Genomic DNA, 14739 nt, shown 5'->3' with positions numbered 1-14739 from the left:
GTCCGGGACGAGGAAAACATCATGCCGATCGAAATTCTGATGCCCGCTCTGTCGCCGACGATGGAAGAAGGCACGCTGAGCAAATGGCTGAAAAACGAGGGCGACAAGGTCGTCTCCGGCGATGTGATCGCCGAGATCGAAACCGACAAGGCGACCATGGAAGTGGAAGCCGTCGATGAAGGTGTGATCGGCAAGCTGCTGATCGCTGCCGGCACCGAGGGCGTCAAGGTCAACTCCGCGATCGCCATTCTGCTGCAGGACGGCGAAAGTGCCGATGCTGCGGCTGAACCGAAGGCAGCAGCGCCCAAGGCCGATGCCGAAACCCCGGCCGCCGCATCCGGCGATGCTGGCGGCAAGGCACGCGAATCGAGCGATGAGCCGACCGCCAAGGCCGACAGCAAGGTGCCCGCCGCGCCAAGGGCCGACATCCCGTCCGATCCGGATATTCCGGCCGGTACTGAAATGGTCTCGACCACCGTACGCGAAGCGCTTCGCGATGCGATGGCCGAGGAAATGCGCCGCTCGGAAGACGTCTTCGTCATGGGCGAGGAAGTCGCCGAATATCAGGGCGCCTACAAGATCACCCAAGGGCTCTTGCAGGAATTCGGTCCCCGCCGCGTCGTCGATACGCCGATCACCGAGCACGGCTTTGCCGGCGTCGGCGTCGGTGCGGCAATGACGGGCCTCAGGCCCATCGTAGAGTTCATGACCTTCAACTTCGCCATGCAGGCAATCGACCACATCATCAACTCGGCTGCCAAGACGCTCTATATGTCGGGTGGCCAGATGGGCGCGCCGATCGTCTTCCGCGGACCGTCGGGCGCTGCTGCCCGTGTCGGCGCCCAGCACTCCCAGTGCTACGCCGCCTGGTACAGCCACATTCCGGGCCTCAAGGTCGTCATGCCCTACACGGCAGCCGACGCGAAGGGTCTTTTGAAGGCGGCGATCCGCGATCCGAACCCGGTGATCTTCCTTGAAAACGAAATCCTCTACGGGCAGTCCTTCGATGTGCCGAAGATGGACGATTTTGTCCTGCCGATCGGCAAGGCGCGTGTTCACCGGGTCGGAAAGGACGCGACGATCGTCTCCTTCGGCATCGGCATGACCTATGCAGTCAAGGCGGCGGCCCTGCTTGAAAAGGAAGGCATCGACGTCGAGATCATCGATCTGCGCACCATCCGCCCGATGGACCTGCCGACAGTGCTGGAATCGGTGAAGAAGACCGGTCGTCTGGTGACCGTCGAGGAAGGCTATCCGCAGTCATCCGTCGGCACCGAAATTGCCGCCCGCGTCATGCAGCAGGCCTTCGATTATCTCGATGCGCCGATCCTGACGATCGCCGGCAAGGACGTTCCCATGCCTTACGCCGCCAACCTTGAAAAGCTGGCCCTGCCGAATGTCGGCGACGTCGTCCAGGCGGTGAAGACCGTCTGCTACAAATAAGGGAGGGTTGAAGAGATGCCTATCAACATCACAATGCCCGCCCTTTCGCCGACCATGGAAGAGGGCAACCTTTCCAAATGGCTGGTCAAGGAGGGCGACAAGGTCTCCTCCGGCGACGTTCTCTGCGAGATCGAGACCGACAAGGCGACGATGGAAGTCGAATCGGTTGACGAGGGCACCGTTGCCAAGCTCGTCGTTCCGGCCGGCACCGAAGGCGTCAAGGTCAATGCTGTCATCGCAATCCTTGCTGCCGAGGGCGAAGACGTATCGGCTGCCGCCTCCGGCGGCGGGGCTGCTCCAGCCGCGAAGGCTGAGGCTGCAAAGACCGAAGCTGCTCCGGCAAAGGCGGAGGCAGCGCCTGCTGCTGCTCCAGCACCGGCTGCCGCATCGGCATCGACCGGCGCCCGCACCTTCTCCTCGCCGCTGGCACGGCGTCTGGCCAAGGAAGCCGGCATCGATATTGCCGCTGTTTCCGGCACCGGCCCGCATGGCCGCGTTGTGAAGAAGGACGTCGAAACGGCTGTTGCCGGTGGTGGCGCCAAGACTGCTCCGGCAGCGGCCGCTGCTTCGACCACAGCTGCAGCGCCGGCTCCGGCCCTGCCGAAGGGTGCATCCGAGGAAGCGGTTCTCAAGAACTTCGCCGAGGGCTCCTACGATCTCGTGCCGCATGACGGCATGCGCAAGACGATCGCCAAGCGCCTGCAGGAAAGCAAGCAGACCATTCCGCATTTTTACGTCTCGGTCGATTGCGAACTGGATGCGCTTCTGGCCCTGCGTGCCCAGATCAACGCGTCTGCACCGGAGAAGGACGGCAAGCCGGTCTTCAAAATCTCGGTCAACGACATGGTCATCAAGGCGCTCGCCTTGGCCCTGCGCGACGTTCCGGATGCCAACGTGTCCTGGACGGACACCAACATGGTCAAGCACAAGCATGCCGATGTCGGCGTGGCCGTGTCGATCCCGGGCGGCCTGATCACACCGATCATCCGCTCGGCCGAGACCAAGAGCCTGTCGACCATCTCCAACGAGATGAAGGACCTCGGCGCCCGCGCCAAGGGCCGCAAACTGAAGCCCGAGGAATATCAGGGCGGCACGACCGCCGTGTCCAACATGGGCATGATGGGCGTCAAGAACTTCGCCGCGGTGGTCAATCCGCCGCATGCAACGATCCTTGCGATCGGCGCGGGCGAGGAACGGGTCGTCGTCAAGAAGGGCCAGATGGTTGTCGCCAACGTCATGACCGTGACGCTCTCGACAGACCACCGCGCTGTCGATGGTGCGCTTGGGGCCGAACTGCTCGGCGCCTTCAAGCGCTACATCGAAAACCCGATGGGCATGTTGGTCTGACCGCACTTTTCCTCCTCCTTCGGGAGGAGGATGTCCGCACAGCGGACGGGGTGGATTGAACGCGGAAAGGTGAGGGCGCTGCGATGGCTGTTACGGTTTGGAACGCAACGGAATTGAGACTGACCTTGCAGCGCTTCGTTGCTGCAGGTGTCGTTTCCGTCCTGCCGATGATCTTCGCTGCCTCGGCGCAGGCGGAGGTTCTGAACGAACAGGTCACCCAGCGCATCGAGCAGATGACGGGCAAGACGCTTTTGTTCCGCAATGACACGGATCGCATCCCCCAGCTCGAATATCTTCGTGCCGACGGCACAGGTGTCGTCTGGTCGGCGGCCTTGGGCGACAAGGTGGTGCCTGTCGCATGGACCGCAAGCAACGGGAACGATGACAAGGGGGCATTCTGCTTGCTGTTCAAAGGCTCCGATATCGGTATCGCGCAGGATCTGAGAATGTGTGACGGCCTTGACGTTATCGAGGCTGGAATCCGTGATGCGCGGGATGGCGACCCATACGATCTCACCGGGGTGACGCGCATGCAGGCGCCGCTACCGCAGGTTGTCAACGACCTAGCCGAGGTAGACCAGTTGCTGGGACGGAATTGAGACCATGAAAACAGTCCTCTGCTACGGCGACAGCCTGACCTGGGGGTATAGCGCCGAGATCCTCGGGCGGCATGACTTCGCAGATCGCTGGCCGAGCGTGCTGCAGGCGGCTCTGGGCGACAGCGTGAATGTGATTGCGGAAGGGCTGAACGGGCGCACGACCGCCTATGATGATCACCTGGCCGATTGCGACCGCAACGGCGCGCGCATCCTGCCGACGATTCTGCACAGCCATGATCCGATCGATCTGGTGATCATCATGCTCGGCGCCAACGACATGAAGCCGGTGATCTGCGGCACGGCCTTCGGCGCCGTGCAGGGCATGGAGCGACTGATCGAACTGGTGCGCCATCATGCCTGGTCATTCGACACCGGCGAACAGCCGGAAATCCTGGTCGTTTCGCCGCCGGTTCTGTGCGAAACGGCGAATGCGGCCTTCGCATCGATGTTTGCGGGCGGCGTCGAACAGTCGTCCATGCTGGCCTCGCTCTATGCCGATCTGGCGGACGAGAAGGGCTGCGGATTTTTCGATGCGGGCTCGGTTGCGAAAACCACGCCGCTCGATGGGGTGCATCTCGATGCGGAAAATACGCGCGCTGTCGGGCGTGGTCTGGAGCCGATGGTGCGGATGATGCTGGGGCTTTGAGGTGACGGGTGAGATCCTCCTGCGTCCGGCGGAAAAGCGCGACGCAGGCGAGCTTGCCATCCTCGTCGATATCGCCTCCCACGGTTTTGCTGGCTGGCTCTGGTCCGGTGCGGTCAAGGCGGGCATCAGCGATACGGCTCTGGAACGCGGCCGGACGATGATGCGGCAGGACGGCGCGCCGGGGGCGTGGCAGGATGCAACGATCGCGGACTATGGCGGCGAAATCGCCGGTGTCTCGATCGGCTACGACCTGGATGAAAGCGTGCGCGGGATCGCTGCACCACATCCCGTCCTCGCGCCGCTCCTGGTTCTGCAGGTGCAGGTGATCGGCAGCCGGTTCATCGACAGTCTCGGTGTCTACCGGCACCATCGCGGCAAGGGTATCGGGCGGGTTTTGCTCGCCCATGAGATCGACAAGGCAAACGGCAGGCAAGTCAGCCTGATTACCGAAAGCCACAATGATACGGCGCTTCGACTTTACGGCGCCCACGGATTTGTCGAGCGGGCAAGGCTTGCCGCCGTGCCGCTCTTTGAGAATAGCAAAAGGCATGACTGGGTTCTGTTGACCCGGAACGCGCCTGAAGGAAGAGGCAGGAAACAAAATGGCTGAGACTTACGACGTCATCGTTATCGGTTCGGGTCCCGGCGGTTATATCGCCGCCATCCGGGCTGCCCAGCTTGGCCTGAAGACGGCCATCGTCGAGCGCGAGCATCTAGCCGGCATCTGCTCCAACTGGGGCTGCATCCCGACCAAGGCGCTGTTGCGTTCGGCCGAAGTGCTGCACCTGGCCGAACACGCCAAGAATTACGGACTGACGCTCGAAGGCAAGATCACGCCGGACCTCAAGGCCATCGTTGCCCGCTCCCGTGGCATTGCTGAGCGCATGAACGGCGGCGTCGGCTTCCTGATGAAGAAAAACAAGGTCGATATCATCTGGGGCGAGGCAAAGCTGACCAAGCCCGGCGAAATCGTCGTGTCCAAGACCACCAAGGCAATCGTTCAACCGCAGGCACCATTGCCGAAGAACACCAAGGGCGAGGGCACCTATACCGCCAAGCACATCATTATCGCCACCGGCGCACGACCGCGCGCACTGCCGGGCATCGAGCCGGATGGCAAGCTGATCTGGACCTATTTCGAGGCAATGAAGCCCGACGAAATGCCGAAATCGCTGCTGGTCATGGGTTCGGGCGCGATCGGCATCGAGTTTGCCTCGTTCTACCGCACCATGGGCGTCGACGTGACCGTCGTCGAAGTGATGAAGACGGTGATGCCGGTCGAGGATGCCGAGATTTCCGCCTTCGCCAAGAAGCAGTTCGACAAGCAGGGCATGAAGATCATCCTCGAAGCCAAGGTGACGAAGGTCGAGAAATCCGCCAATTCGGTGACCGCCCATGTCGAGAAGAAGGACGGCTCGGTCGAGAAAATCACCGCAGACCGGATGATTTCGGCTGTTGGGGTGCAGGGCAATATCGAAAACCTCGGACTGGAAGCGCTCGGCATCAAGACCGATCGCGGCTGCATCGTCATCGACGGCTATGGCAAGACCAACGTGTCTGGCATCTATGCGATCGGCGACGTCGCCGGCCCGCCGATGCTGGCGCACAAGGCCGAGCATGAAGCCGTCATATGCGTCGAAAAGATCGCCGGCCTGCCGAATGTTCATCCGATGGACAAGTTGAAGATTCCGGGCTGCACCTATTGCAACCCGCAGGTTGCCTCTGTCGGCCTCACGGAAGCCAAGGCGAAGGAACAAGGCCGTGACATCCGCGTCGGTCGCTTCCCTTCGTCGCCAACGGCAAGGCGATTGCGCTCGGCGAAGACCAGGGCATGGTCAAGACCATCTTCGACAAGAAGACGGGCGAATTGCTCGGCGCGCATCTGGTCGGCGCCGAAGTGACAGAACTCATCCAGGGCTTTGTCGTCGCGATGAACCTTGAGACCACGGAAGAAGACCTGATGCACACGATCTTCCCGCATCCGACGATTTCGGAAACGCTGAAGGAAAGCGTGCTCGACGCCTATGGGCGTGCACTGAACGCTTGATTGCTGTATGGCTCGCCTCCATCTTAAGGCGGGCAGTTTTCCTGCCTGAAGGCCCGGATTGCTCGAAGAAAGTTGAAGTCACGATGGTCACCATTCTCGACCGCACCACGTTCGACCCGGACGCCAAGCGCATCCGGCATCCGGAAAAGGCCCACAAGCCCGACACCGAGATGCTGCGCAAGCCGGAATGGATCCGTGTCAAGGCGCCGACATCCAAGGGCTATGCCGAGACCAAGTCGATCGTGAAGGAGCACAAGCTCGTCACGGTCTGCGAGGAGGCAGGCTGCCCGAATATCGGCGAATGCTGGGACAAGAAGCACGCCACCTTCATGATCATGGGCGAGATCTGTACCCGCGCCTGCGCCTTCTGCAACGTCACCACCGGCAAGCCGAACGCGCTCGATCTGGCCGAGCCGGAAAACGTCGCCAAAGCCGTCAAGCAGATGGGCCTGTCCCATGTCGTGATCACCTCGGTCGATCGCGACGATCTGGCCGATGGCGGCGCCGAGCATTTTGAAAAAGTGATCTGGGCCATTCGTGCCGCGTCGCCTATGACGACGATTGAAATCCTGACGCCGGATTTCTTGAAGAAGCCCGGCGCGCTGGAGCGTGTGGTCGCAGCCAAGCCTGATGTCTTCAACCACAATATGGAAACCGTGCCGGGTAATTACCTCACCGTCCGGCCGGGCGCGCGTTATTTCCACTCGATCCGGCTTCTGCAGCGGGTCAAGGAGCTTGATCCAACGATGTTCACCAAGTCGGGCATCATGGTCGGGCTTGGCGAAGAGCGCAACGAAGTGCTGCAACTGATGGACGACCTAAGAACCGCCGATGTCGATTTCCTGACGATCGGCCAGTATCTTCAGCCGACCCGTAAGCACCACCAGGTGATGAGCTTCGTCACGCCGGAGGAATTCAAGTCCTACGAGACCGTCGCCTACACAAAGGGCTTCCTGATGGTAGCCTCCAGCCCGCTGACCCGCTCGTCGCACCATGCCGGCGACGATTTCGCAAGGCTTCGTGCGGCGCGGGAAAAGAAGCTGATGATTGCTGCGGAGTAGTGTTGCTTTAGTATCTGTTTTAGATACCGTTGCTGGATGATCAAGGGCTTTCGCAACAAGGAAACAGAGATCCTTTTCCGGTCGAATGGACGGAGTCGTTTTCCGCCGGATATCGTCCCGCGTGCTCGACGCAAGCTTCTGGTTCTGGATGCTGCTTTCAAGCTCGCCGATGTGACGGTTCCACCCAGTAACCGGTTGGAACTGTTAAGCGGTAACCGACAAGGGCAGCATTCGATACGGATAAACGACCAATGGCGTATCTGCTTCGTCTGGGACAACGGCCATGCCCATGAGGTTGAAATTTGTGACTACCACTAGGAAACGCACATGCAATTCGTCATGGAAAACCCGATTCATCCCGGCGAAATTCTGAAGGAGGAGTTTCTGAAGGAGTATGCGTTGACGGCCTATCGGGTCGCTGAAAGCATTGGTGTGCCGCGAACGCGCCTTGAGCGCATCCTGCGCGGTGAAAACGGCATCACTGCTGACACAGCATTGCGTCTTGCCCGCTATTTCGGAAACAGTCCCGAATTCTGGCTCAACCTGCAGCGAACCTATGATCTTGCTCTTGCAGCAAAGAATGCCGGAGATTTGAACGCCATCGTCCCCGTGCAGGCCGCGTGACATCGCATGCCTCAGTTCGAAACGCGACGCCCCGTGAAGCATTCGCCCGACCAGATGTTCGATCTGATCGCCGACGTCGAGAAATACCCGGAATTCCTGCCGCTCTGCGAAGGGCTGACGGTTCGTTCGCGCAAGGAGCGGGACGGCAAGGAATTGCTTTTGGCCGACATGACCGTCGGCTACAAGGCGATCCGCGAGACCTTCACGACACAGGTACTCCTTAACAAGGCCGAGCGCGTGATCGAGGTCAAGTATATCGATGGGCCGTTCAAATATCTCGACAATCGCTGGCGGTTCGAGCCGTTGCCGGATGGCGGCTGTTCTGTCCACTTCTTCATTGACTACGAGTTCAAGAGCCGCATCCTCGGCGCCCTCATGGGTTCGATGTTCGACCGAGCCTTCCGTATGTTTTCGGAAGCCTTCGAGAAGCGCGCCGACACGATCTACGCTTCCGCGTAAGGCGTCTCCGCTTATTTTTTCAAGACGCCTTGAATGTTCGCCGATCCCGGCGCGTCATAGGGGCATGATTTCGCGCCTTTTTCTCCTTGTTATCATGACGGTTGTGCCGCTTTCGGCGCAGGCGGCGGATGCTGTGATCCGCAAGGCCGGTCGCTATATCCTTCTGCTGGACAAGGAGGGAAAGCCGGTTGCGGGCAGCTATTGGCTTTCACCGGAGCTGAAGGTCAGCGTGCATTCGCGTGAAGGTGCCTTGCCGACGGAGCCGGAATTCCGAGACCGGGATTTTTCCCGATGCGCCGAGGCGCGATGCTGCGGATGATCAATCACCGTTATAGCTACAGCCCTGAGCCATCCTCTGTCGGCATCGGCAAGACGCAGGTGATCGCGCGGAAAGCAACACCGATCGGTCCTTTGGCAGCCATGCTTCGATCCGATGACCTGATGATCCGCTACACCCTCCACGGGACGCTTGGCTCCAGGCTGGATGGGATCGATCTCATCAATCACTTCTACACGATCGAGCGCAACGACCTTGAGGTACCCGACGCGCAATGGGGCAAGCGCGTCTACATCGAAACGCTGGACATGGACTTGTCGGACGACGCTGCGGCACGCGTGGAAAGCATCGCATCCGGCGAGGCGTTGAGCAGCGGCGATTTTTATATCGATTACATGATCCGCATCGATATCCTGCCAGATCTGACCCGCTGCCTTGAGGAGAAGCGCAAGGCGCCGGACTACTTGGAAAAAGCCCGCCGCCAGCGCGAAGGGTCTGACAAGTACATGGCAGACGCGTTTCCGGGCGAGGGCACGGCCTTCTGGGAAACGGAGCCTTTCAGTGCTCCCGATGAGCAGGCGATGAATGTCTACCAGATATGCCCGCCGGGTGCGAAGTAATCAACTGGCCCCGGCGATCTCCGTCAGCATGTCCAGCGCGGTTCGCACCGTTGCCATGCGGACATTGTCGCGGCCGATCTCGCCATAGCGCATTTCGCGATGCTCCGATTTACCGTCACGGCTGGCGGCTGCCAGATGCACGAGCCCGACAGGCTTTTCAGCTGAGCCGCCACCGGGGCCGGCAATGCCGGTGACCGCGACCGCCACATCCGCCTGCGAGTGGGCGAGAGCGCCCTTGGCCATTTCCAGCGCCACCTGCCGCGACACAGCACCGAAGGCGTCCAGTGTCGCCTGATCGACGCCGAGCATCTCGACCTTCGCCCTGTTGGAATAGGTGACGAAACCGCGATCGACGACCGCAGAGGAGCCGGCGATTTCCGTGAGCGCACCGGCAATCAGCCCGCCCGTGCAGGATTCCGCCGTCGCCACCATCTGCCCGGTTTCGACAAAGGTTGCGATGACGGCGCGGGCGCGGTCTTCGATCTCCTCCGGCCAGCCGCTCATGCGGGAGTCTTTGCGAAGACGACTGTCGCCGTGGCGATGGCGGCGATGCCTTCGCGCCGGCCGACAAAGCCGATCTTCTCGTTGGTCGTCGCCTTGACCGAGCAGCGTTCGAGCGCAATACCAAGCATGTCCGCCAGGTTTTCGCACATCACCAGACGGTGCGGACCGACTTTCGGCGCTTCGGCGATCAGCGAGATATCGGCATTCATGATCGTGCCGCCGTGATCCCGGACGATTTTTGCCGCGTGTTCGAGGAAGATGCGGGAGGCTGCGCCCTTCCACTGCGGATCGGACGGTGGAAAGTGATCGCCGATATCGCCAGCGCCGCAGGTGGCAAGCAGCGCGTCCGTCAGGGCGTGAAGCGCCACATCGGCATCGGAGTGGCCGAGCAGCGTCTGGTCATGGGGAATGAAGACGCCGCAGAGCGTGACGCCATCGCCGGCGATCAACTGATGCACGTCGTAGCCGTTGCCGGTGCGCACATCAGGCAGAGCGGCGCGGTTGAGTTTTTCGTCGGCCATGGCGATGTCCCGTTGCGTGGTCAGTTTGACGTTGTCCGGCGCGCCTTCAATCAACCGCACCCGCAGACTCGCCCATTCCGCAATCGCGGCATCATCCGTGAAGTCGTCACGTCCAGCCGATTCCACTGCAATGTGGGCAGCAAGGATGGCGGAAAAACAGAAGGATTGCGGGGTTTGCGCGGCGTAAAGCCCGCTCCGCGGCACGGTTTCCGTAACGTGACCCGCGGTATCGCCGCGTTTCAGCGTATCGACCACCGCTATTGCAGGCAGCACGGCTTCAGCGCCGAGTTCGAAGGCGCCGGCAATGCGATCCAGCAAAACGTGATCGATGAAAGGGCGCACGGCATCGTGAATCAGGACATGCGTGACGCCGGTCCCTTCCAGTTTTCGCAAGCCCGCAAGCACCGATTGCTGTCGGGTAGCGCCGCCGTGCACGGCCGCGATTGCGGTGTTCGGAATGCTGAGGCTCAGCGCGTTTTTGAGCAGCAGGTCATCGTCGGGGTGAGTGACGACGACGATGTGTGTTGCCCTTGCCCAGGTCGTGAAGACATCGAGGGTCTGGCAAATGACCGGGCGACCGCCAATAGGGCGATATTGCTTGGGGCCGCCCGTTGGGGAGCCGGCCCTTTCGCCCCGTCCTGCAGCCACGATGACGACCCCGCAGGAAATCTGTTCTTTTGCCGTCATATTCTGTATGAGGTCCCGTCCGATGCGCCACTGATGTCATCAGGTTTCAATGATGACGGTCCATGTCAGCGGTGATTTACCCCGAAGAATCCGGCTTTACCAGTTGTTCAGGGAAAATTGTCGAAGACCGCCGAAAACGCTTGGCAAGCCCATCAACAATGTCTAAAAATAGTGCAGTATAAGTATGTGCCCGAAAGATGAGCATTTGCAAAAACCGGCTTTATCATCGCAGTTCGAGGTCGGCGGGCTGACGTTCCGCAACCGCGTCGTGCTCGCGCCCATGTCCGGCGTGACCGATCTGCCGTTCCGGCAGCTTGCCTGGCGGTTCGGGGCAGGGTTGGTCGTCACCGAGATGGTCGCCAGTCGCGAACTCGTCGGCAATGCTGCGGAATCATGGTCACGCCTGCAGAGTTCCGGCATCGATCCGCATGTCGTGCAGCTTGCCGGGCGCGAGGCGCACTGGATGGCTGAAGCGGCAAAGATCGTTGCCGGCCATGGCGCTGCCGTCGTCGATATCAACATGGGATGTCCTGCCAAGAAGGTGACGGGCGGCTATTCCGGATCGGCCCTGATGCGCGATCCGGACCATGCCCTGTCGCTGATCGAGGCAACGGTCAAGGCCGTCGATGTTCCGGTAACGCTCAAGATGCGTCTCGGCTGGGACGACCAGTCCATCAACGCGCCTTTGATTGCACGGCGTGCACAGGATGCCGGTGTGCAGATGATCACCATCCATGGCCGCACGCGCATGCAGTTCTACAACGGCAAGGCCGACTGGGATGCGATCGCTGCGGTGCGGGACGTGATTTCCATTCCGCTGGTGGCCAATGGCGATGTCGCGACCGCCGCCGACGCGCAAGAAATTCTGCGGCGCTCCGGAGCGGACGCCGTGATGATCGGACGATCTTCGCAGGGACGGCCATGGCACGCCGGTGTTCTGGCTGGCGCTGTCGCCCATCCCGATGCCGCCGAGATTGCCGCGATCGTCGAGGAGCATTACGCAATGATGCTGGACTTCTATGGTCCCGAGTCGGGCATACGCCACGCCCGTAAGCATCTCGGTTGGTATCTCGAGCGATTTGCCCCCTTCCTTTCGTCGGCAGACAAGGCGGCGATCATGACGTCCATGGACCCCAAGACGGTGATCGCACGGACGATGGCGGCGCTCGCCGCCGCGATTCCTCTTCGAGAAACGGATGCGGCTGCATGAGCGGAAAAACGCGCGAAGACGAGAAGGAAGACGAGAAGAAGGGCCTCAACACCTTGCCGATGGCGGTGTTGAATGCCATCCAGAATCCGGTGATCCTCGTTAATGAGAGCGGTCTCGTCGCCTTCGCCAACTGGGAGGCGGAGGCGTTTTTCGGCGCGAGTTCCAACTATCTCGCCAAGCACGACATCAGCGCCTTCATCCCGTTCGGCAGCCCGCTTCTGACCCTGATCGACCAGGTGCGCGAGCGCCGCGCGCCGGTCAATGAATACCGCGTCGATCTCTCCTCGCCGCGGCTCGGCGCAGACAAGCTGGTCGATCTTTATGTGGCACCGGTGCTTTCCGAGCCGGGCTCCGTAGTCGTGGTTTTCCAGGAACGTTCGATGGCCGACAAGATCGACCGGCAATTGACGCACCGCGCGGCGGCGAGGTCCGTTACCGGTCTCGCCTCGATGCTGGCGCACGAGATCAAAAATCCTTTGTCGGGCATCCGTGGCGCGGCGCAGTTGCTCGAAACCTCCGTCAATGATGAGGACCGGGCGCTGACGCGGCTGATCTGCGACGAGACGGACAGGATCGTCTCGCTGGTCGATCGCATGGAGGTGTTTTCGGACGAGCGGCCGGTGGACCGCGTTCCGGTCAATATTCACTCGGTGCTCGATCATGTGAAAGCCGTCGCCAAGGCTGGTTTTGCGCGCAAGATCCGCATCACCGAGAACTACGACCCCTCGCTGCCGCCGGTCTATGCCAATCGGGACCAGTTGGTGCAGGTGTTCCTCAACCTGATCAAGAATGCGGCGGAAGCCGTCGCCGACAGGCCGGAGGGCGAGATCATGCTGACGACTGCCTATCGTCCCGGCATCCGGCTTTCCGTTGCCGGCACGCGCGAGAAGATTTCGCTGCCGCTTGAATTTTGCGTCCACGACAATGGCCCTGGTGTGCCGTCCGATCTCGTGCCGCACCTCTTCGATCCGTTCATCACCACCAAGACGAACGGTTCCGGGCTCGGCCTTGCCCTTGTCGCCAAGATCATTGGCGGGCATGGCGGCATCGTCGAATGCGACAGCCAGAACCACCGCACCACGTTTCGCGTTCTGATGCCGGCCTCGAAGGGGACATCGGCTGAAGATTCCGAGCCCATGACGATAAAAGGACAATCCTGATGACTGGCGCCACTATCCTCGTCGCGGACGACGACGCTGCCATCCGTACCGTACTCAACCAGGCGCTGAGCCGTGCCGGTTACGATGTTCGAATCACCTCGAATGCCGCGACGCTCTGGCGCTGGATCGCCGCCGGCGATGGCGATCTGGTGGTGACAGACGTGATCATGCCTGATGAAAACGCCTTCGACCTTTTACCGCGCATCAAGAAGGCGCGCCCGGACCTGCCGGTTCTGGTCATGAGCGCGCAGAATACCTTCATGACGGCGATCAAGGCGTCTGAAAAAGGCGCTTACGACTACCTGCCCAAGCCTTTCGACCTGACCGAATTGATCGCTATCATCGGTCGTGCGCTTGCCGAGCCCAAGCGCAAGCCGGTGAAGATGGAGGACGATACGCAGGATGGCATGCCGCTGGTCGGTCGCTCCGCCGCCATGCAGGAAATATACCGGGTACTCGCCCGCCTGATGCAGACCGACCTGACGCTGATGATCACCGGTGAATCGGGTACCGGCAAGGAGCTGGTGGCCAAGGCGCTGCATGACTACGGCAAGCGCCGCAACGGTCCCTTCGTTGCTATCAATATGGCAGCCATCCCGCGCGACCTGATCGAATCGGAACTGTTCGGCCATGAGAAGGGCGCGTTTACCGGCGCGCAGAACCGCTCCACCGGCCGGTTCGAGCAGGCTGAAGGCGGCACGCTTTTCCTGGACGAAATCGGCGACATGCCGATGGATGCGCAGACCCGTCTGCTGCGGGTGCTGCAGCAGGGGGAATACACGACGGTCGGGGGCGCACACCGATCCGCTCCGACGTGCGCATCGTTGCAGCCACCAACAAGGATTTGAAGCAGTCGATCAACCAAGGCATGTTTCGCGAAGATCTCTATTACCGGCTGAACGTCGTGCCCCTGCGCCTGCCGCCACTGCGCGACCGGGCGGAAGACATCCCAGATCTCGTTCGTCATTTTGTTCAGCAGGCGGAAAAAGAGGGTCTCGATGTCAAGCGCTTCGACCAGGAGGCGCTGGAACTGATGAAGGCGCATGCCTGGCCAGGCAATGTCCGCGAACTGGAAAATGTCGTCCGTCGATTGACCGCGCTCTATCCGCAGGATGTCATCACGCGGGAGATCATCGAAAGCGAGTTGCGCTCCGACATCCCGGACAGCCCGATCGAGAAATCCTCCGCCCGTACCGGTTCTATGTCGATTTCGCAGGCTGTCGAGGAGAATATGCGGCAGTATTTCTCGAGCTTCGGCGAAGGGCTGCCGCCAGCAGGGCTTTACGATCGTGTCCTGGCGGAAATGGAATATCCGCTGATTCTCGCAGCCCTGACCGCAACTCGTGGCAACCAGATCAAGGCCGCTGACTTGCTGGGCCTCAATCGCAACACGCTGCGCAAGAAAATCCGCGAACTGGGCGTCTCCGTTTATCGCAGCTCACGCAGCGCTTGACTTGGCAGGGATAACCGTTGCATTTTCGCCACAATGCGTTGCTTAGACAGCATACGCATTCCGGGACCTCCGAAGGACCGG

The 14739-nt window shown here is 60.9% G+C and carries 15 protein-coding genes and 2 pseudogenes; 15 read left to right on the top strand and 2 right to left on the bottom strand.

Annotation, left to right across the window (positions count from 1 at the left end):
- Positions 1-21: 21 nt before the first annotated feature.
- From P6U16_RS02075 to P6U16_RS02020, 12 genes and pseudogenes are all read left to right on the top strand, one after another.
- Complete coding sequence (locus tag P6U16_RS02075; RefSeq protein ID WP_277702438.1) at positions 22-1443, top strand: pyruvate dehydrogenase complex E1 component subunit beta; 1422 nt, start codon at positions 22-24, stop codon at positions 1441-1443.
- 15 nt (positions 1444-1458) lie between these two features.
- The gene (locus P6U16_RS02070) at positions 1459-2790 is read left to right on the top strand and encodes a pyruvate dehydrogenase complex dihydrolipoamide acetyltransferase (RefSeq protein ID WP_277702437.1); all 1332 of its coding nucleotides are present in this window, start codon (positions 1459-1461) and stop codon (positions 2788-2790) included.
- 83 nt (positions 2791-2873) lie between these two features.
- A complete protein-coding gene (locus P6U16_RS02065; RefSeq protein ID WP_277702436.1) occupies positions 2874-3389 on the top strand; it encodes a hypothetical protein in 516 nt (171 codons plus the stop codon).
- A 4-nt stretch (positions 3390-3393) separates the two neighbouring features.
- Positions 3394-4035 carry an SGNH/GDSL hydrolase family protein gene (locus P6U16_RS02060; protein ID WP_277702435.1) on the top strand — a complete coding sequence of 214 codons (642 nt, stop codon included), beginning with the start codon at positions 3394-3396 and terminating at the stop codon, positions 4033-4035.
- Between the two features lies 1 nt (position 4036).
- Entirely contained in the window at positions 4037-4645 is a 609-nt protein-coding gene (locus P6U16_RS02055) for a GNAT family N-acetyltransferase (protein WP_277702434.1), read from the top strand.
- A pseudogene (lpdA, locus tag P6U16_RS02050) lies at positions 4638-6082 on the top strand (dihydrolipoyl dehydrogenase). Before P6U16_RS02055 ends, lpdA begins: the two are co-directional and overlap by 8 nt.
- 83 nt (positions 6083-6165) lie before the next feature.
- Complete coding sequence (gene lipA / locus P6U16_RS02045; protein ID WP_277702433.1) at positions 6166-7143, top strand: lipoyl synthase; 978 nt, start codon at positions 6166-6168, stop codon at positions 7141-7143.
- Between the two features lie 36 nt (positions 7144-7179).
- Complete coding sequence (locus P6U16_RS02040) at positions 7180-7461, top strand: type II toxin-antitoxin system RelE/ParE family toxin (protein WP_277702432.1); 282 nt, start codon at positions 7180-7182, stop codon at positions 7459-7461.
- A 9-nt stretch (positions 7462-7470) separates the two neighbouring features.
- The gene (locus P6U16_RS02035) at positions 7471-7767 is read left to right on the top strand and encodes a HigA family addiction module antitoxin (RefSeq protein ID WP_277702431.1); all 297 of its coding nucleotides are present in this window, start codon (positions 7471-7473) and stop codon (positions 7765-7767) included.
- A 6-nt stretch (positions 7768-7773) separates the two neighbouring features.
- On the top strand, positions 7774-8226 hold the full coding sequence (locus P6U16_RS02030; RefSeq protein WP_277702430.1) for a type II toxin-antitoxin system RatA family toxin: 453 nt from the start codon (positions 7774-7776) through the stop codon (positions 8224-8226).
- Between the two features lie 64 nt (positions 8227-8290).
- Complete coding sequence (locus P6U16_RS02025) at positions 8291-8545, top strand: hypothetical protein (RefSeq protein WP_277702429.1); 255 nt, start codon at positions 8291-8293, stop codon at positions 8543-8545.
- Positions 8518-9123, top strand: coding sequence for a hypothetical protein (locus P6U16_RS02020; protein ID WP_277702428.1), 606 nt, complete (start codon positions 8518-8520; stop codon positions 9121-9123). The genes P6U16_RS02025 and P6U16_RS02020 overlap by 28 nt, the downstream gene beginning before the upstream one ends.
- Here the strand turns inward: P6U16_RS02020 and P6U16_RS02015 are convergent, their stop codons facing one another.
- On the bottom strand, positions 9124-9627 hold the full coding sequence (locus tag P6U16_RS02015) for a CinA family protein (protein WP_277702427.1): 504 nt from the start codon (positions 9625-9627) through the stop codon (positions 9124-9126).
- The gene (locus P6U16_RS02010) at positions 9624-10835 is read right to left on the bottom strand and encodes a bifunctional 2-C-methyl-D-erythritol 4-phosphate cytidylyltransferase/2-C-methyl-D-erythritol 2,4-cyclodiphosphate synthase (protein ID WP_277702426.1); all 1212 of its coding nucleotides are present in this window, start codon (positions 10833-10835) and stop codon (positions 9624-9626) included. Before P6U16_RS02010 ends, P6U16_RS02015 begins: the two co-directional genes overlap by 4 nt.
- 184 nt (positions 10836-11019) lie before the next feature.
- On the opposite strand from P6U16_RS02010, the gene dusB reads away from it, so the two are divergent.
- The 3 genes and pseudogenes from dusB to ntrC all read left to right on the top strand — a co-directional run bounded on the left by dusB (position 11020) and on the right by ntrC (position 14658).
- Positions 11020-12045: a tRNA dihydrouridine synthase DusB gene (gene dusB, locus P6U16_RS02005; RefSeq protein ID WP_277702425.1), complete on the top strand. Its 1026-nt coding sequence runs from the start codon at positions 11020-11022 to the stop codon at positions 12043-12045.
- A 59-nt stretch (positions 12046-12104) separates the two neighbouring features.
- The gene (locus P6U16_RS02000; protein ID WP_277703977.1) at positions 12105-13205 is read left to right on the top strand and encodes a nitrogen regulation protein NR(II); all 1101 of its coding nucleotides are present in this window, start codon (positions 12105-12107) and stop codon (positions 13203-13205) included.
- A pseudogene (gene ntrC / locus P6U16_RS01995) lies at positions 13205-14658 on the top strand (nitrogen regulation protein NR(I)). The gene P6U16_RS02000 and the pseudogene ntrC overlap by 1 nt, the downstream one beginning before the upstream one ends.
- Positions 14659-14739 lie beyond the last annotated feature (81 nt).

This window comes from Rhizobium sp. 32-5/1, from assembly GCF_029537235.1.
In the GTDB taxonomy this organism is placed as follows: domain Bacteria; phylum Pseudomonadota; class Alphaproteobacteria; order Rhizobiales; family Rhizobiaceae; genus Pararhizobium.
This window is presented reverse-complemented; position numbering and strand designations above follow the sequence as displayed.